Here is a 19,807-nt window from a genome sequence, read left to right as displayed (position 1 = left end):
TTTAAACGCTGTGAGAAACAAAATTATTCATCGGATTTATGCTCTAATTAAAAATCAAACTATTTATAAAAATAACTTGGTTTTGTCATAGAAATCAGAATGACAAAATTTGTTGTTAAAAGTGACAACGAATTTGAATTAGAAAAAGGATTTTGAAAAACTATATTCATTCATTTTTTATTCATGAGTTATTATTGTTTCAAATGAATATCTATAATTAAAATAGATTAAGCTATGAATAAAAAAGTTATAGAAAGATACTGCATTTAGAATGCTCAGGGAACGGTTTTCTTGGTGGCTGAGGTTCTTGAAGTCATACTTGCTCTAATTATTAGAACTAAACAATTTATTAAATCTAGTGTTCAATGTTTCAATATACGCTTGTTTAGTATCTTTATTTAAGAAGCTAATCTCCACAAAATCGATCCATTTTAGTCTAATTTTGATGAATCTTTTGTAAATAGATTCTACTGATTTATTAGGTATTTTTAATGTTTTCGCTAACTGATTGAAATCTTCTATTTTTAATCTATTTTTTTTACCATTAATTGTTAATGCAGATTCTTCCTTATCATCGGGAATTAATAACAGTGTATTCAATAAATCGTAAGCTGGAGATAATTGGTATTCATTGAAATCATTTTCGATTAATGAATAGTTTTTAAGATGCATATCAGCATTTGCAGTCAAGTAATTAAATAAAACAATTTCAAATAATTTTTGAGCTTCAAATCCACTATTTTTAGTTAGTTGATAGATTAATTTTCCGATTTTTTCTATTGATCCTCGATATTTATGTTCCGTTAAATTTTCAGTCAATTGACAAAAGTCTTCAACAGCAATTTTATCTTGATTTTTTCGATCAAATCGCTTTGTTAAATAAGCCAATTCACCTGATTTAAGCCGAATAAGTGTGTGTGTTGCTGTTTTTATTTTTACCAATTCCGCTAAATGCATGGTTAAGTCTTCATTTTCGGGTAAGTCGATATATTCTTTTGAAGCAGGTTTTAAAATATAATTTCCTTCAAGATCCACAATTGTAAATCTCGATTGTTTATTTATATCGCTTATAAGATTTAAAGATAATTTTGGCTGTACACCTGTAACTGCAACACTTTTTACAATCAACTCTTTTGCTAATTCTTCTAATTGTTTGCTGTCAAAATCAATTGAAGGAGGATTTATTGAACCAAATATTTTTTTAGAACATTTAGAATGAAAATCAATTTCATTTTCTGCTAATTCTTTGTAACAACTAAGGCATTTTATCATAATTCTTCATTATTTGAAATGATAGAAACAGCTCCAATACAATCTTTGCAAAGGGTTAATAATAAACCAAAACGATCTTTAGAATTTAATTTCCAATTTTTTACTGCAATATTCAAAAGCCAACCTTCTGGTATTAATCCATCAAAAAAAGGAAATAAAATTTTACTTTCATAAGAATCTTGTTGTTTTGGAAGCGTTAAACTAATTGGTTTCGATTCCAAATTATTCAAATATTCTTGATCGTATTTAAAAATATAACCATTTTCATTTTCAGAAATTGTTCCTGCAAATTGATTTTTATAATAGACTAAACCTTTTCTCATTGCTCAATTTTATCAATTACACCAACTTCAGAACCAAATAAAGCTAAAACTTGATTCACTTTATCTAATCTTACAGAAGGTTTTCCTTGTTCTAGTTCACGAATAAATCTTAAACCAACTCCAGCTCTCTCAGCTAATTCAGGTTGTGTAAGTTTTAATCTTTTTCTTTTCTGTTTGATAAATTCTGCAATTGATTGATTCATACTTATACCCTTTGAGGTATAAATATAGTCATAATTTTTGTTTTATACCCAATAAGGTATAAAATTTATATAAACGTAAGTATTATACCTTTTAGGGTACGGTCATTTCTTGGTGGCTGAGGTTCTCGAAGTCACACTTTTACGATATTTTCCTTTTTAGAACTCAGGGAACGATCTTTTGGTGGCTGAATTTTTTGAAGATAAAATTCTATTCTCGATACAATTTTTCTTCATTATTATTTCGAAAAATCACTCGAACTGACGAATTTTAATTAAGACGTATAACAAATGGATATAAACTAAATTTTAACCATACTGAAAACCTTTTCTTCTTGATAGTTTGATCTTTTCCCTTCGAGAGCCTAGGAACAGGTTTTTCTTGGTGGCTGAGGTTCACGAAGCCACATTTTTACGATCTATTCCCTTCGCATGTTTGATTTTTTCCTTCTAAAACCTCAGTGACCGTACTAAAAGCGAATTTGAATATTGGAAAAGAATGACGAAAACGGTATTAAAACACACACGTTAAGAAAATGTTTGAATGAAACTTAAAAAGGTATTAGCCCGTAGGGTTTTTAAAATCTTTAGAGAAATGAGAACATATTTAGTAGAGAGTTTTACAGCCAAGTCTTTTTTCGTTAGTTTTTTTGACTATTCCCCGAAGGGCATCTGAATACCTATAATTAAAATAGATAAGCTATGAATAAAAAAATGAAAGTAATAGATTTCTCGATACCTCAAATTAACAACGAGTTGAGGTTCTGAACATAATTACGTGAATAAGAGAATAATTAGTAGTTCTTTATTTATTACTTTTTGCTTGATCAAAAAGTAATCAAAAAATCAAGACTGCGATTTTCGACGTTCAATTACCATTTTACGCACTAAAAAGATTAAATGATTCGCTATCGCTCACTAATCTTTTTTACGCTTGTTTCAATGGATTGAAGCTCGTCTGCAAATCGTAAGTCGACTCTAAAATCCGTTGATAAAAGTGATAACGAATCTGAATTAGAAAAAAGGATTAGAAAAATCCGACGATTTAGAATCGAAATGCAATTTAACTCTAAATCATTGGAATAAAAAAAGTTGGAGTGTCTGAGTGGAGCGAGTTGCCAACTTTATGTAAATAATTTAGCAAGTTGAATTACCTGAGCCATACCATGGCTCCTCCTTTTAATTTCAAATGTTTTTTTGGATGAGCTTCCCCGAAGGGTATATGAATACCGATAATTAAAATAGATAAGCTATGAATAAAAAAATGAAAGGAAGATATGACAGAAAAGAATATTCACCACATAGATACATAGAACCTGGATGTAGAAAATAAAGAGCAATAGAGAAGATAAATCTATTACACATAGTTAGTAGATCGCTATGTTTCAATTTGTTGAATTATACAATCTCTAAAAAAGTGACAAAAGATTTCTCGATACCTCGAAATGACATATTGAATGCGATTCTGAGACAAGCCCAGAATGACAGCTAGATGATAAGCTTTGATGAATATCATATGATAAAAAAGTATTTGAGATTTTTGAATTACGAATTAAATAGTTACTTATTTATTACAACTACTAAAAAGTCCAATAAACATATTGTCTATCGGACTTTTTATTGGAAGTTAGTTAGGGGAGTGCATATGACTCAATTTATTTGAATTGTTTTTAATGTCCGTGATCGCCAGAATTACTTAATTTAGCATTCACAAAAAACGCTCCTTTTACAACAATTTGTGCAGTTGGATCAATTTTATTTACGGTTGTAATAGCTGTGTAACCCATATCTGAAGAACCTTTTACAACCTCGATTTTTTCAAAGTTTATCGATGTTTCATTTTTATGTTCTTTGTTCTTTTCATTCGGATCTTTACTTTCTTCGTCTGTATGCTCTTCTACTTTTTTGTTTGTTTTGACAAAGATGTAAAATTTACCATCTGCTTCTACAATTGCTTCATTCGGAACAGCAGGTGTAGAGGAATTACTTAAGCTTACGGCTCCTGTAATATTCATTCCATTTATTAATCCACTTTTATTTCCTCGTACTTTGCTATGTACTGCTATGGTTTTACTTTCATTTTCGAAAGAAGAACCAATGCTGTAAACGACTGCTTCGTAACTGTTTCCTGGATTATTTGTTAATTCAAATTGAATGACCTGACCAACTTTCATTTTAGGTAAATCTTTCTCGAAAACTTGTAAGTCTAAGTGAATAGAACTATTATCAATGATTTCAGCGACAGGAGATGAGACATCTACATAACTTCCTATTTGCGCAATAATTTTACTTACTGTTCCACTAATTGGTGCTGTAATGACCATTCCATTTCTCAAATTTGCATTGGTTACTTTAGAAGGATTAATTCCCATCATTTGCAGTTGACGAGACAAAGATGCTTTTTGAGAACGTAATGTTTTCAATTCGGCAGAAGAATTCTGAAGGTTCTTTTTTGCACCTGCATCGTTATCAAACAATTCTTTTTGTCTTCTAAATTCTTGCTCTGCATAGGTAATTCGACTCAAAACAGTTAAGTATTGTTCTTGTGTTAGAATAAATTCTGGGTTTGAAATTGTCGCAATTACTTGTCCTTTTTTGACATATGAACCTTCCTGAATAGGTAATGTTTGTATTACTCCACCAAACATGGATGATACACTGGCCATATTACTGTTTGGAACATTCAAAAGTCCGTTTGCTTTAATCATAGCCGTTAGCTCTTTTACTTCAATAGTTCCCAGTTTTATACCAACAGCCTTCATCTGTTCTTCTGTTAGCGTAACAATTGTTTGTGGCGTTTCTTCGTGTTCAGCTTCTTTTTCTTCTGTGGGTTGTTCCGTTTTTGTTTCTTTGGTACAACTACTTAGAAATAATATGGTTAACATGCTATAGATAATGATCTTTATTTTTTTCATTTTATTGATTGATGATAGAATTAATATTGACAATAGTTTGATTGACTTGTTGTATCGATTCAAGATATTTTAATTGAATATCCGTTGCGGTTTGCAATGCAAAAAGATATTCAACATACGAGATTTCACCAGTTTTGTAACCTAATTGAGCTGCTTTTACAATTTTTTCTGCATTTGGAATAGCTTGGTTTACATAATATTCATACTGCTCCAAATCTTGCTGATATTGACTGGTTGCGTTTTCTAATTGAACTTTTAGTTGCTGTTTTTGAAAATTGGCTGTTTCTTGAATGGCTTGTTTATCATATTCCAATGCTTTGATTTTTGCTTTTGTAGCACCAAACGTTAATGGAATTGCTACACCAAGGTTTACTGAAGTAAAACGATCAAGGCCATTGTAATATCTTTCCACGCCATTTTTTTCGTGCATTCCAATCATCGATAAACTGTTTACACCAACTGAGAATTCTGGTAAACCTTCGGCTTTTACGACTTCTTTGTTTCGTTCTGTAATTTCCATCTGTTGGTAAAAAGCTTTGAGAGTAGGATTATTATCAATTGTAGAACCGTCTAAAATTCCACTCAATTTTAATGGAATATAATTCGTCTCTTTGGTAATTGTAAAACTCTCTTCGGTATTCAATAATACGTTTAGATTTTTGTACGCATTTGCTAAATACACTTTGTTTTGTTTCAACAGTAGGTTGATTTCTCCTTGTTGTGTTTCTGCCGAATTAATTTCGATTTTCTTAATATCACCCGCATTAAATCGAACCGAAGCAATTCGAATAAATTCTAAATAAAGTTTATTTAATTGTTCGAGTTGATCATGGTTATATTCAAAATATTCGATCTGATAGAAATAGGTTCTCACTTGTTTCAACAATTCGTTTGTTGTTACTTCTTTTTGTATCTTCTTGCTATTTACTTCTGATTCTAAAACTGCCTTTCGATGTTTAAAAATCGTTGGAAATGGAATACTTTGAGAAATGGATAAACCATAATCAAATTTTGGACTCGCATATTGCCCAAGTTGTGCTTCCACATTTAATTTTGGTAATTCATTTGCGGTTCCTTTTAAAGCTTCACTTGATGAAATACTTCGTTCATTTGCTTTGATTAATGGATTATTTTCAATTGCAATTTGTTGTGCTTCTTGAATATTAATTGAACGAGTTTGCGCTTGAATAGATTGTCCCATTAAAAACATTCCGATTACAAGAAATGGAAGTGTATTTTTTGAATTCAATTTTATTTTCGAAAGTTTTGAATTGAATATTAAATATAACATTGGTAATACAAATAAGGTTAAAAAAGTAGCTGTGATTAATCCTCCAATGACAACTGTTGCTAAAGGTTTTTGAACCTCGGCACCTGCGCCTGTGGAAATTGCCATTGGTAAAAATCCTAACGATGCAACTGTCGCTGTCATTAATACTGGTCGTAATCGGATATTGGTTCCTTCCATTATTCGTTTTAGAATATTTTTTTCTCCTTCTTTTTCTAATTGGTTGAATGTTCCAATTAAAACAATTCCGTTTAAAACAGCTACTCCGAACAAAGCAATAAAACCGATTCCGGCACTAATACTAAATGGCATATCGCGAATGATTAATGCAAAAATACCTCCGATTGCACTCATTGGAATTGCTGTGAAAATTAATGCAGCTTGTTTGAAGGAATGAAATGTGAAATACAATAACATAAAAATTAATAATAAGGAGATTGGTACTGCAATCATCAAACGTTGACTAGCTGCTTGTAGATTTTCGAACTGCCCTCCATAGGTGAAATAATAGCCAGAAGGCAATTTGATTTCGTTGTCTAATTTTGTCTGAATATCTTTTACAACTGATTGTACGTCGCGATCTTTTACGTTGAAACCAATTACAATTCTTCGTTTTCCTTCTTCGCGACTAATTTGTGAAGCGCCTAATTTATAACTCACATTTGCGACCTGAGAGATTGGAATTTGATTGCCAGAACTTGTAGGAATCATTAAATTGTTAATGTCATCAATGCTTTTTCGATGCACACTATCCAATCGAACAACCAAATCAAAGCGTCGTTCATTCTCGAAAACTTGTCCAGCTGTTTTTCCAGCAAATGCTGTACTCAACATATCATTTACATCTTGAATGTTTAATCCGTAATTTGCCATTCGGATTCGGTCATATTCAATATTAATCTGAGGCAAACCACTTACGCGTTCTACTTGGGGTACTGTAACACCTTCAACAGATTGAATTGCTTTTGAGGTTTTATCTGCATAATAAGACAACGAATCTAAATTCTCGCCAAAAATTTTGACTGCTACATCTTGTCGAATTCCTGTCATCAATTCATTAAAACGCATTTGAATTGGTTGATTTTTTTCAAAGAATACACCAGGAATAACCTCTAGTTTTTCCATCATTTCATCACCTAATTCTTCATAAGAAATTTTTCTTTTCCATTCGTCCTTTGGTTTTAGAACGATAATCATATCTGTTGCTTCAGGAGGCATAGGATCTGTAGGGACCTCAGCAGAACCTGTTTTGCCAACGACCATTTTTACTTCATCAAATTCTTTTAAAATTCGAGAAGCTTGCATGGATGTTTCTAAACTTTGGGTTAAGGAACTTCCTTGTGGTAAAATACAGTGAAAAGCAAAATCACCTTCTTGTAATTGTGGAATAAATTCTCCTCCCATATTCCTGAATTGAATAATTGATACTGCAAAAATTGCAACTGTAATACCAACTAACCAATATTTGATTCGGATTGCTTTTTCTAATAATGGTTCATAAACTTTATGGATTTTCACCATCATTTTATCTGAAAAAGAAGCTTTGAGAGTAGGCTTTTTTGATAAAAATAAAGCACTCATCATTGGGATGTACGTTAACGAAAGAATCAATGCACCTAGAATTGCAAAACCAACTGTTTTAGCCATTGGTGTAAACATTTTTCCTTCTACACCAACCAATGTAAGAATAGGAATGTACACAATAAGGATGATAATTTCCCCGAAAGCGGCTGAATTTCTAATTTTTGAAGCTGAAAGAAAAACCTCTTCATCCATTTCTTTTTGGGTTAATCGATGCGTTGATTTTCTAAGTCCAAGATGATGTAAAGTCGCTTCTACAATAATAACGGCTCCATCGACTATCAATCCAAAATCAATCGCTCCTAAACTCATTAAATTCGCACTTACACCAAAAACATTCATCATTCCTAATGCAAATAATAAGGATAGAGGAATTGCTGAAGCAACGATTAAACCAGCTCTTAGATTACCAAGAAAAATAACCAATACAAAAATGACAATTAATGCACCTTCGATCAGATTTTTTTCTACTGTTTTAATTGCACGATTTACTAAATTCGTTCGATCTAGGAAAGGCTCGATGACGATATCGTCTGGTAGTGATTTTTGAATTGTAGGTATTTTATCTTTAATTAGGTTAACCACTTCGTTAGAATTGGCTCCTTTTAACATCATTACAACACCTCCAACAGCATCTACTTCACCATTGTAGGTCATCGCTCCGTATCGTATGGCATGTCCTAGTCTTACATCAGCTACGTCTTTTATAAAAATAGGAACAGTTCCCGTCACATTTTTTATAGGAATTAATTTTACATCATCTAAAGAAGTTACCATTCCAATTCCTCGAATAAAGTAAGCATTTGGCTTCTTATCGATGTAAGCTCCTCCAGTATTTTGATTATTTTTTTCTAAGGCATCAAAAATATCCGATACACTAATTCCCATTGCGCGCAATCTATTCGGATCTAAAGCAACTTCGTATTCCTTCAATTCTCCACCGAAACTATTGATCTCAGCAACACCAGGCGTTCCGTTTAATTGTCTACGAACAATCCAATCTTGCATTTCGCGCAATTGTTTTGAATTGTATTTTTTCTCACTTCCCTTTTTAGGATGTAAAATATATTGATAGACTTCTCCAAGACCAGTACTCACAGGTGATAATTCGGGAATGCCAACACCTTGCGGAATGTCTTCTTGTGCTTCTTTTAATTTTTCGTTGACTAATTGACGCGCAAAATAAATATCTACATCTTCTTTAAACACTACCGTAATCACAGATAAACCAAAACGAGAAATACTTCTTGTTTCTTCGATATCAGGAATATTCGCAATACTTTGCTCAATTGGAAAAGTGACCAATTGTTCTACTTCTTGACCAGCTAGAGTAGGGCTGACCGTAATAATTTGGACTTGATTGTTGGTAATATCGGGTACCGCATCTATTGGCAATTTTGTTGCGCTCCATACGCCCCAGATAATCCACAATACAGTCATAATTCCAATAACAATTTTGTTTTGGATACTAAATTTTATGATTTTATCTAACACAGATAATTTGATTAATTGTATTAACATTACCCACTTATTATCAAAATAAATGAGCACAGAAAAGTGTTGACTTCAATTTTATATCAATTGAAATCAATGTGTAGACGAAAAAAGAAATCGTCTCGTTAAGCAATATTTATTTTAGGAGGTTGCCAGATATCGGCATACAATTGGTTTTGAATTGTATTCTTTTTGAATTGTATTTTCTTGGAAGTATTTGGTTCAAAAACTTTAGGAGTTTTTAGTAATCGTGTAAATTTCATTGATGAAATTGTAATTTGACAACAATTACAAACGCACAAAGGACTACATTGATCTTTATGATCTGAATTATCTTTCTCACTATGCACCATAGAAACTTGCGTTCTATTAGTATTTGTGTCTTGACATGGCACAAATGATAGAACATTAACATATAATGCAATTATGAGAATTATAAATTTCATTGTTACAAATGTATAAACATTTTTTTGACTATAATAATTTTACGATGTTAAGATATATTGAAGTTAAGATTGAAAATTTCTATGCATTGATATTATGTGAAATGTAGTTTTATCTTGATACAGATATAAACTTAAAAGCTAGAGGATTCTCGAAATCTCTTTACTCATTAAAAATAAACGAATCAATTTTTATAATATAATTAATAACTATTTAATTTACATTCTATATAAAATAAATTGATTGATTGATAAAACAATTTGATTTTTAATTGATAAGACAAATTACTATATTTATGATATTTACAAAACAAAAATTATTAAACATAAAAAAATAGTATTCATGGAGAATCAAGGAGGTGATATTTCAAAATGCCCTTTCCACAATGGTACAATGTCAAAACCAGTGGCAGGAGAAGGAACACAAAATCAAGATTGGTGGCCAAATCAATTAAAAGTTGATATTTTACGTCAACATTCAAATAAATCGAACCCAATGGGGGAAGATTTTAATTACGCCGAAGAATTTAAAAAATTAGATTTAGAAGCGGTTAAAGCTGATTTAAAAGCTTTGATGACTGATTCTCAAGATTGGTGGCCAGCAGATTTTGGGCATTATGGCCCATTTTTCATTCGTATGGCATGGCATAGTGCAGGTACATACCGTGTGCAAGATGGTCGTGGTGGAGCAGGTGAAGGACAACAACGTTTTGCGCCGCTTAACTCATGGCCAGACAACGTTTCGTTGGACAAAGCGCGTCGTTTAATTTGGCCTATCAAACAAAAATATGGTAATAAAATTTCATGGGCAGATTTAATTATCTTAACAGGAAATGTAGCCTTAGAGTCGATGGGATTCAAAACGTTAGGTTTTGCTGGTGGTCGTGCTGATGTTTGGGAACCAAATATGGATGTATATTGGGGTTCTGAAAAAATTTGGTTAGAAGAGAGTGGTGGTCCAAATAGCCGTTATTCTGGTGATCGTGATTTAGAGAATCCGTTGGCTGCGGTACAAATGGGATTGATTTATGTGAATCCAGAAGGTCCAGATGGTAATCCAGATCCTTTGGCTTCGTCACGCGATATTCGTGATACGTTTGCGCGTATGGCAATGAATGATGAAGAAACATTGGCGTTGATTGCTGGTGGTCACACTTTCGGAAAAACGCATGGTGCGGCTTCGGCTGATCATGTTGGCCCAGATCCTGAAGCTTCTGATTTGGAAATGCAAGGTTTGGGTTGGAAAAACTCGTACGGAACAGGAAATGCAGGTGACACAATTACATCAGGTATTGAAGTAACTTGGACAAGTAAACCAACAGAATGGTCAAATTTATTTTTAAGTTATTTATTTGGTTTCGAATGGGAATTAACAAAATCTCCTGCAGGTGCTCATCAATGGGTAGCAAAAGATGTAGGCGAAATTATTCCACATGCGCATGATGCTTCAAAAAAATTAAGACCAACGATGTTGACTTCGGATATTGCGTTACGTATGGATCCAGCTTACGAAAAAATTGGACGTCGTTTCTTGCAACATCCAGAAGAATTTGAAGATGCTTTCCGTAAGGCATGGTTCAAGTTGACACACCGTGATATGGGACCACTTTCTCGTTATTTAGGTGCAGATGTTCCGAAAGAAGTGTTCACTTGGCAAGATCCAATTCCAGCTGTTACACATGAATTAATTGATGAGGTTGATATCGCTGATTTGAAATCTAAAATTTTAGCTTCAGGATTATCTGTTTCAGAATTAGTTTCTACAGCTTGGGCTTCGGCTTCGTCTTTCCGTGGATCGGATAAACGTGGAGGAGCAAATGGTGCGCGTATTCGTTTGGAACCAATGAAAAATTGGGAAGGGAATAATCCAATTCAATTGAATAAAGTCTTAACAGTTTTAGAAAATATTCAACAAGAATTTAATTCAGCGAATTCTTCAAAACAAGTTTCGATTGCGGATTTAATTGTCTTAGGAGGAAATGCAGCGATTGAAAAAGCAGCAAAAGATGCCGGAAAAACAATTACTGTTCCGTTTGCAGCAGGTCGTGGAGATGCAACGCAAGAGGATACAGAAGTTGAATCTATAGCGTACTTAGAAACAATTGCAGATGGGGTTAAAAACTACCGCAAAAACACAAGAAGATCTGTTTCGACAGAAGAATTGGTGATTGATAAAGCACAATTGTTAACGTTGACTGCACCAGAATTAACTGTTTTAGTTGGTGGAATGCGTGCGATGAATGCGAATTATGATGGTTCGAAACATGGTATTTTCACAGATCGTCCAGGTCAGTTGACAAATGATTTCTTTGTGAATTTATTGGACATGGGTACTGTTTGGAAAGCGACAGATGAAACGAAAGAAATCTATATGGGATCTGATCGTAAAACTGGAGCACCAAAATGGACAGGAACTCGTGCGGATTTAGTATTCGGTTCAAATTCTGAATTACGTGCCGTAGCAGAAGTTTATGCTCAAGCTGATGCGCAAGATAAATTTGTACATGATTTCGTGGCCGCTTGGAACAAAGTGATGAACGCAGATCGTTTTGATTTGAAATAAATATATCATTAAATAAAAAAAACGGATTCTAATTTAGAATCCGTTTTTTTATTTTTGCTTTACGCTTTACGCTTTACGCTTTACGCTTTACGCTTTACGCTTTACGCTTTACGCTTTACGCTTTACGCTTTACGCTTTGCTTAGAATGGATAGCCAATGGCGATGTTCAAGATCAAGTTGTCTTTTCGCCATGCTTTGTCTCCAAAATCTATTTTATCAAATGTCCAACGGTCATTCTTTTCGTAATAAGGCACTCGAAGTGGAGTTGCTAAATCTAATCTTAAAATTAAGATATTAAAATCAAGACGTAATCCTAAACCAGCTCCAACTGCTATTTCGCTCATAAAATCTTTTGAGAATTTTGCACCTGGACGTGTTTCATCTTCGTTGATTAACCAAATATTTCCTGCATCAACAAATAACGCAAGGTTAAGAAAACTGAATAATTTCTGTCTAAATTCTGCATTTAGTTCCAATTTAATATCACCTGATTGATCAAAAAAGAAATTTGCATTTTGATTACGTGGATCATAACTTCCTGGTCCTAATGTTCGTGCTCTAAATGCGCGAATACTGTTACTTCCTCCTACAAAAAATTGTTTGGAATAAGGAACAAATTCAGAGTTTCCATATGGATAGGCTATTCCTCCAATGAATCGTGTGGCTATTGATGATTTTTCTGAAAATTTGTGATAGAAACGGAAGTCATGTTCCATTTTTGCATATTGACTAAATGGTATTTTGAAAATTTCTTTTTCCTTGTCTTTTTTCGCATTCGCACCTGTTATTAATCCTGTTAAATTTCCAGCCAAATCAACTAAACCTCGGTAATAGAATGTGCTTTTTCGAGGTAACATTGTTGTGGTATAAGTATACGAATACTGTGGTCCAAAAATTAATTGTTTGTCGACAACGCGTTTCAAACTTGGGTTGATGATATTTCCAATTGAATCGTAGATTTTGCTGTTGTATTCATCTGTCACTTTTTCTGGAAAGACTAAAGTTGCACTAAAAATCTTTAAATTATGTTCTTTTTGCGCATTCTCTTTCCAAACGTAACCAAAAGAAGTATTGAAATTGTGAAGCGTATATAATCTCGATCTGTTTTGATATTCGTAACCAATCTCAATATTGGTTCTCGGTACAAACGCACTTGATGAATGAAATTTGAAAGGCGCTACAATTCTCGGAATAGAAAGTTGCGTATTAAAACCAGCTCTAAAAATATTATTTGCATCTTTTTGTCCGCCCAATTGCATATCAAATGCACCATATAACGCCATTTTAAGCTGTTCTGCACCTTTGAAAATGTTTCGATGTGTCCAATTTAAATTTAACTCACCACCACCATAATTCGCCGAGTTTGTTCGTCCTAAAACTTCTAATCTCAACGACTGAAATTCGCGTGGTGTTAAGGTATAATACACATCAAATTTATGGTTAACCGAATCAGAAATCACGAAATCATTTTTCACAAATTTGAATACCCCCAAATTAATTAATCGATTAAGGGTTAAATTATGATCTGCTCGGTTGTAAATCTCTCCCGTTTTAAAATATAACGCACGATCAAAAACTTTTGGTTTGAAACTATTTTTTGGATCAACCATGTAAAAACCATTTTGCTCGTATTTTGCTAAGGAATCATTGTTCATCGGCATTTTATAGATACCTTTTCGTGCGTCTCGAATGTTATAATCTGGGAAAACAATTACTTTGTCAATACTATATTGTTGTTTTGCTTGTTCTGGCGTTTTGTCTTTTAACTTGACAAATAGTTCGACATCTTGCTTATTCGTAACCGTACTATCCGCTTGCACAATGATGTTATCAGGATGAAAATAATAATAACCATTTTCTTTCAGACGCGCATCTATTCGTTCTCGTTCAGCTTTGATTACATCCAAATCGAAAGGTTGTTTATCTTTCAGTAACGTATTTGCTTGCGTTTTTTTAATTTCCTTGTTGACCGCCAAAGTGGTATCTTTTGGGAAATTAACTTGGTTGATGTAATAACGTTTGCGCGGTTGCAAGACATAATGCACTTCCGCTTTTTTGTTTTTACTTATTGTATCACCCTGTGCTTTGGCATTGAAATATCCTTTGTTTTCAGAATAATTAACTAAAATATCTTTATTGAATTCGATGTCGACATCACCCAATAAAACAGGTTTCTGTCCCACTTTATATTTCAACCAATATTTCAATCCTTTTTGCTTTTTAGGTTCGCTCGTGATGTTATAAATGTACAAACGAGGACGAAGTCCAAAAAAACTTGAATTAGGTTTTGGAATGATATTTTTTTCGAGATTATCTTTTAATTCTGCTTTGTCAGTTTTGCTTAACGAATCGCCTTCTATCGTTAATTTAGAGCCCGTGTAAAGCATTTCACCTTCTTTCAGAAAACGTGTATTGCTACAAGAAGAAACACCTAGAACAGAAACTGAGCATGCAATAATTTTAATATACGTTAAGGTTGATTTTTTCATGGTTTCACTTCTTGATTTTGTGTTTTTCTATTTGCTCTGTTCGCTCTATTTTTTCTTCTTTTCTCGAAAATTTCTTTGAATTTGTCGTAATCTAATGTGATGATAAATCCAACGCCTGTTTCTACAATTTGTCCTTGTAATGCGACTTGGTACTCATCTTTTCGATAAGCTCTCAACATGTATCGACCATCACGCGATAAACTATAATCGATCGTGATATCACCCGCAATATTGGTCATGTTTTCATTTTCTCGTGCGTCACCATCTAAACCAAAATTACTTCCAACCGAAACTTTCAATCGGTCGTTTAACAAACGTTTGCTCACGGCAACATTCAGGTCTGTTCGTGTATTTTTAGATCCCGAAGAATAATCGTCTTGCGTATCTAATCCCAAATCGATATCAATTCCTTGGATTAAATCATCCGCCAAATTATTCAACTGTTGCGACAAAATATTACTTACACTTTGTAGCGCCATTGTTTCTGCGGATACACTTGTTTTGCTTTCGAACGGATTCTCTCCAATAAAACGATTCAGCAACAACAATGCAAATACTTGTTTGTTCATTTCGGCTTCATCATTTTTCAACTGATCCAATTTCGATTGTGTATTTTCGATCACCGCAGTTGCAATAGACGGATTATCTTTATCCATCGAAATATTGAATTTAATATCAGGTTTTAATAATTCACCTTTCAAAATTAACTCGGTATTGAACGGAATTCGTTGTTTATACATGTTCATTTCAGAAGAAGAATAGCCCGAAATTTGTTGTTCGATTAAATCAATAGGAGCGGCTTTTGTTTTGTAAATCGCCGTAATGTCTAAATTGGCTGTAGTTGGCTCGCCAGTCCATGTAATGGTACTTCCTTTCTGAATATCAAAACGACGTTTTAACAAGCTCACCGAAAGTTCGTACGCACCTTTTTCTACTTGATAAACGCCAACCAAAGTCATTTTTCCTGAAGGATCCATTCCGCCTGTTAATTCGGCTTCACCTTGTATTTCTACAAAATCTCCGTTGGCTTTGTCGATGATAATAGATGTTTTGGCTTCTTTGCTGATTTCAATATTGACACTTACATCTAAACCTTTTATTTTAGATTCGGCTTTTAATTCGTCTGTTTTAATCGTTTCTTGAAGCGCCATTTGATCTTGATCAATGAATTCGACAATTCCTTCGCGCTCTTGTAAAGAAGGCGATGATTGTGGCAAAACAAATGTGAAATTCGTGTCATCAGTTACCGTTAAACTTCCGTTTACTTTCGGTAAATCTAAGTCACCTTTTATCGTTAAGTTTGCATTAACCGCTAACTTTCCGTACATGATGGCGTCGTTCGATTTTTCTGAATTTACGACATTGAAATCTCGTGCATTTGCTGTTAAATTGAAGGCGAAATCACGATACGTTTCGGTTAAAATTTCTCCTCTTATCGTTAATGAATTGCCTTCGTTGTCATTGATTTTGAATCGATTGAACTCAATTCCTTTGTTCGTGAAATCAATTGCATCATCAATTTTTCTGAAATTACTTCCTGTTTCAGCAATCGTTAAACCAACTTGATTAAATTTCACTTGACCTAAAATGCTCGGTTTATCCATTGTTCCAGCGATTTTTAGATTTCCAGAAATATAACCTTCTGTGTCTTTGATTTGATTCATTGCAAATCCTTGCACCGATTTCATTTCTAATCGATTGATATCTAAAGCTAAATCAAGCGCACTTTCTTTGGTATTATAATCTCCAAAAATCTTCATGTTGTTGCTGTTTCCATCTAAGGTAATATCAGCGTTAATCATGGTTGGAGAAGTGTTTTGTACTTTTGCTATAATATTTCCAATAGGATTTCCGAAAGCTTTTAAATCTGAAACGGTCAAATCAGCATTGAAGGTCATTTCTTTGTTTAAATCTCTAATTTGAGCTGTTCCATTGATTATTCCTTCGGCAGGTAAATCATCTTTTTTAATGATTTCTGCAATGGTTTCAATTTTGAAATCTTTGATGGTAATATTCAGCGGACTTGTTCCTTTTTCCGATTCAGATTGCAATAAAATTTGACTTCCATTGTTCATCAAACTGAAATTATTCGCCACAATTCCATCTTTTCTCAACTGAATTAAATTTCCTTCACCAACTTGCCATTGATCGTAGTTTAAGACCAATCCATTCGGATTAAGACTAATTTCCGTGATATCGTTTAGCGTTTTTAGATTTCCAGCCACCAAAAATTGTGTTGCATCTTTCGCATCCTTTGTCGAAACGTTATAATTGATCACATTATTTGTAATATCACCATTCAAATCAATTTTTTGTAATTGAAAACTTTCACTTTTTAATGCATCCACATTCAACGAATACAACAAGGATTCATCTTGGTTGGATAGTTTTATCAATCCATTGTTAATCGTATTTGTTCCGTACGTTAAATTCGGAATTTTTCCATCAACATTGATTTGTTTTGAATCGGCATTATAAGTTGCGTCAAGTGTTATGGTTTCGAAGCTTTTCAAATCGGGAACAAATCTTCGAATCAACTCATCATCTTTAATTTTTGCATTCAAAGTAAAGAATTGATGAGGTTCTATTTTTTCGTCTTTATTTGGTTTCTGAAATTCATAATATTGGTTAATTGTTGAAGTTATCGAACCAAAAATTTGTGTCAATTTAAATTTTCCTTTCATATCCAAATCGGCCAATTGTGAAGTCAAACTAATTTGATTTGAATCAGCAGTTGAAGTCGCAATCAAGCTTACTTCTTGCATTGGAAAAATATCTTTTGTATTGGATAATGCAAAGTTTTTTAGATATAAAGAACCATTTAAATAATCTGGATTTAAATCAGCGAAATTGGCATCAATTTCTCCTGCAACAATCATCGGTTCGTTGTAAAAACCAAGTTTTTGAACATCTAATTTGACAATATTTCCGTTCAATTTTACATCAGATAAATCCTTTTTGTACACACCAGAAGCCGTCAAATTAAGATTCGCGTTTGGATCTTTTGATAAAATATGTGCATCAAATACTCCATGATTCACTTTTGCATCGAGTGTAATATTTTGATAAGTATATTTATTGTAATAAGCTGATGAAACGGTTCCTGAAAGTTTTGTAACCATTTTTTCTGGGTTGAAACTTGTTCCAATAGCATTAATTTTTCCTGTTATTTTGCCTAAATCCTTGTTGCTAATAAGCGTTCCAATATCCAAATTTTGTAGGTCTGCTTTGACATTATATTTCTCGGCATCCTTTTTTTGCATGTCCACAATTGCATCAATTTTCGCATTTCCCAACGTAGAATTTATTGCCAATTGTGTATTGATGATTTCGGTTGTTCCTTTCGCTTTTCCTTTGACAGAAAGCTTTGAAGGAATTCTAATGTTAGTTGGAATAGTATTTTTCGGAATTAAATTGTATATCGTTTTAGAAGATGTTGAGAAGTTTTTGATGTTCAAATCATAAAATAAATTCTTTGGATTCATCGCATTTTTCACTCTTCCAGAAGCCGAAAGTTGCAAATCATCTAAACCAGAAACTTGGAGATTATTAATCAATAAATCGTTTACTTTTCCTTTTACATTGGTGTTAACACTCAGAATGGCGTTTGGATATTTGTCGAAAGGCGTCGTATTTCTAAGCGTTGGAGCAAGATTTAAAATATCTGCCAAACCAATTTTTGAGTTTTTGATATTCGCATTAACCAAAACATTTTCTGGATGAGAAGTTAACTCATTAATCGTATTGTAGTGCAAAATAACTTCGTCACGAAGAACAGTTCTTGGTGTTTGTAAATAGAGGTTTTTCAGATACGCTTGTGTGTCTGCGTACAAGAAATTTGTTGTTAATTTCTGAATATTCAATCCTCTTGATTCTTTTATTTCAGCACTTTTTACTTGTCCAGCAAATGTGTTATTTTTCATTTCGAAATCGCGCAAATCAAGATTTAATTTAGAAAAATCCAAATGATTAAAATCCATTCCTTGAGCCGTTCGACGTTCAGCAGTATTGTTGTATTTTACTTTTACATTTTCTAATTTCGTTTCGTTCAAAACCAAATTCATTGGGGTTGAAGAAGTAGACGAATTCGAAGTAGAATTCTTTGAAGAAAGGAATAAATTCGCTTCGATATCAGCGTCTTTCAACAAAATATTTTCGATGTCGAAAATTGAATTTTCAAGATCAAGTTTATTGACTTTCGTTTCAAATTCGTTTAGGTTAATTTTGGCAAAAGTTTTCGAATTTTCGTCACCATAATTAACTTTGATATCATTCAAATTAATCTTACTCAACCCAATTTGCAATGGAGTTTGTTTTGCAGTTGGATCAATTTTATCCACATTATTTTCTTGGATTTTATTAACCATTTTTTGATTAAAATCAACCAACAAACCATTCACTAAAATATCATCAACCGCATAAGAATTTTGTTGTAAATCAAGTTTTTTAACACGCGTTTTGAAATCTTTGAATTTGACTTTAGCAAACATTCCAGAAATATCATCGCCATAATCGATATCAAAATTGGTTAAATTAAATCCGTTCAATTCAATTTTCATTGGCTTTTGATCATTCAAAGAATCGACTTTTTCTTCTACTTTTTTCGCAACTTCTTTTACAATATCTTGTTTCAATTTTAGCTTTAAACCGTCTAAATTGATATCGCTAATTCCATACGAATTTTGTTCTAAATCGAATTTTTTGACACGCGTATCAAATGAATTTAGATGAAGTTTGATGTTATTTGCCGCTTGCTGATCATTGAACGAAACATAAATATCATTCAGTTTTATTTTATCTAACGAAATGATAAATGGCTTTGAAGGACTTTCGTCTTTTTCGTCTGTTACAAAAGCATTGATAATATAATCGAAATTGAATTTCCCATCTGGTTTACGTATAACATTGGCATGAACGCCACTCAAATCAATAGATTTTATATCTGCTTTACTTTTGGTTAATTGCCAAATATCCAAACCAACATCAAACTTTTTGACCGATAAAAGCGTGTCAACATCTTGTCCTTGTAAGTAGAGATTTTCCATCACCAAACTATTTGGAAAATCGACATAAACACGGTCTAATTGTACTTTTGTATGTATTTTATTTTCGAGGTAATTGACTAATTTATTTTTTACAAAATTTTGTACAGTAGGTAACTGTAAACTAAAAATTGCAATTGTCACCAATAAAAATATTGATAAAAGTGTAAGAGAGAAGTATTTGAGTATTTTTTTTA

At 32.9% G+C, this 19,807-nt stretch carries 9 protein-coding genes; 1 reads left to right on the top strand and 8 read right to left on the bottom strand.

The features are described from left to right. Positions 1-324: 324 nt before the first annotated feature. The 6 genes from HXZ69_RS11325 to HXZ69_RS15315 all read right to left on the bottom strand — a co-directional run bounded on the left by HXZ69_RS11325 (position 325) and on the right by HXZ69_RS15315 (position 9,519). Complete coding sequence (locus HXZ69_RS11325) at positions 325-1,272, bottom strand: HipA domain-containing protein (RefSeq protein ID WP_286496040.1); 948 nt, start codon at positions 1,270-1,272, stop codon at positions 325-327. Beyond that, a complete protein-coding gene (locus HXZ69_RS11320) occupies positions 1,269-1,595 on the bottom strand; it encodes a HipA N-terminal domain-containing protein (RefSeq protein WP_221857121.1) in 327 nt (108 codons plus the stop codon). The genes HXZ69_RS11325 and HXZ69_RS11320 overlap by 4 nt, the downstream gene beginning before the upstream one ends. Beyond that, the gene (locus HXZ69_RS11315; RefSeq protein WP_114999434.1) at positions 1,592-1,798 is read right to left on the bottom strand and encodes a helix-turn-helix transcriptional regulator; all 207 of its coding nucleotides are present in this window, start codon (positions 1,796-1,798) and stop codon (positions 1,592-1,594) included. The genes HXZ69_RS11320 and HXZ69_RS11315 overlap by 4 nt, the downstream gene beginning before the upstream one ends. A 1,667-nt stretch (positions 1,799-3,465) precedes the next feature. After that, the gene (locus HXZ69_RS11310; protein ID WP_286496039.1) at positions 3,466-4,710 is read right to left on the bottom strand and encodes an efflux RND transporter periplasmic adaptor subunit; all 1,245 of its coding nucleotides are present in this window, start codon (positions 4,708-4,710) and stop codon (positions 3,466-3,468) included. Position 4,711: 1 nt separating this feature from the next. Further along, complete coding sequence (locus tag HXZ69_RS11305; protein WP_286496041.1) at positions 4,712-9,073, bottom strand: CusA/CzcA family heavy metal efflux RND transporter; 4,362 nt, start codon at positions 9,071-9,073, stop codon at positions 4,712-4,714. Positions 9,074-9,198: 125 nt separating this feature from the next. Next, entirely contained in the window at positions 9,199-9,519 is a 321-nt protein-coding gene (locus HXZ69_RS15315; protein ID WP_280061562.1) for a DUF6660 family protein, read from the bottom strand. A gap of 340 nt (positions 9,520-9,859) precedes the next feature. Here HXZ69_RS15315 and katG point away from each other — a divergent pair, with 340 nt between their 5' ends. Further along, a complete protein-coding gene (gene katG, locus HXZ69_RS11300; protein ID WP_286496038.1) occupies positions 9,860-12,079 on the top strand; it encodes a catalase/peroxidase HPI in 2,220 nt (739 codons plus the stop codon). A 140-nt stretch (positions 12,080-12,219) separates the two neighbouring features. On the opposite strand, the gene tamL is transcribed toward katG, so the two are convergent. Next, complete coding sequence (gene tamL / locus HXZ69_RS11295) at positions 12,220-14,568, bottom strand: translocation and assembly module lipoprotein TamL (RefSeq protein ID WP_286496037.1); 2,349 nt, start codon at positions 14,566-14,568, stop codon at positions 12,220-12,222. After that, on the bottom strand, positions 14,565-19,799 hold the full coding sequence (locus HXZ69_RS11290) for a translocation/assembly module TamB domain-containing protein (RefSeq protein WP_502875746.1): 5,235 nt from the start codon (positions 19,797-19,799) through the stop codon (positions 14,565-14,567). The genes tamL and HXZ69_RS11290 overlap by 4 nt, the downstream gene beginning before the upstream one ends. Positions 19,800-19,807: the final 8 nt, after the last annotated feature.

The organism is Empedobacter sp. R132-2, from assembly GCF_030324375.1.
Lineage (GTDB): Bacteria > Bacteroidota > Bacteroidia > Flavobacteriales > Weeksellaceae > Empedobacter > Empedobacter falsenii_B.
Note: the sequence above shows the minus strand (reverse complement) of the source record. Positions and strands in the feature narration are given on the sequence as shown.

Coding starts and splice junctions, on each gene's coding strand:
- HXZ69_RS11325 (WP_286496040.1), bottom strand. CDS start 1,272: ATGATAAAATGCCTTAGTTGTTACAAAGAATTAGCAGAAAATGAAATT.
- HXZ69_RS11320 (WP_221857121.1), bottom strand. CDS start 1,595: ATGAGAAAAGGTTTAGTCTATTATAAAAATCAATTTGCAGGAACAATT.
- HXZ69_RS11315 (WP_114999434.1), bottom strand. CDS start 1,798: ATGAATCAATCAATTGCAGAATTTATCAAACAGAAAAGAAAAAGATTA.
- HXZ69_RS11310 (WP_286496039.1), bottom strand. CDS start 4,710: ATGAAAAAAATAAAGATCATTATCTATAGCATGTTAACCATATTATTT.
- HXZ69_RS15315 (WP_280061562.1), bottom strand. CDS start 9,519: ATGAAATTTATAATTCTCATAATTGCATTATATGTTAATGTTCTATCA.
- katG (WP_286496038.1), top strand. CDS start 9,860: ATGGAGAATCAAGGAGGTGATATTTCAAAATGCCCTTTCCACAATGGT.
- tamL (WP_286496037.1), bottom strand. CDS start 14,568: ATGAAAAAATCAACCTTAACGTATATTAAAATTATTGCATGCTCAGTT.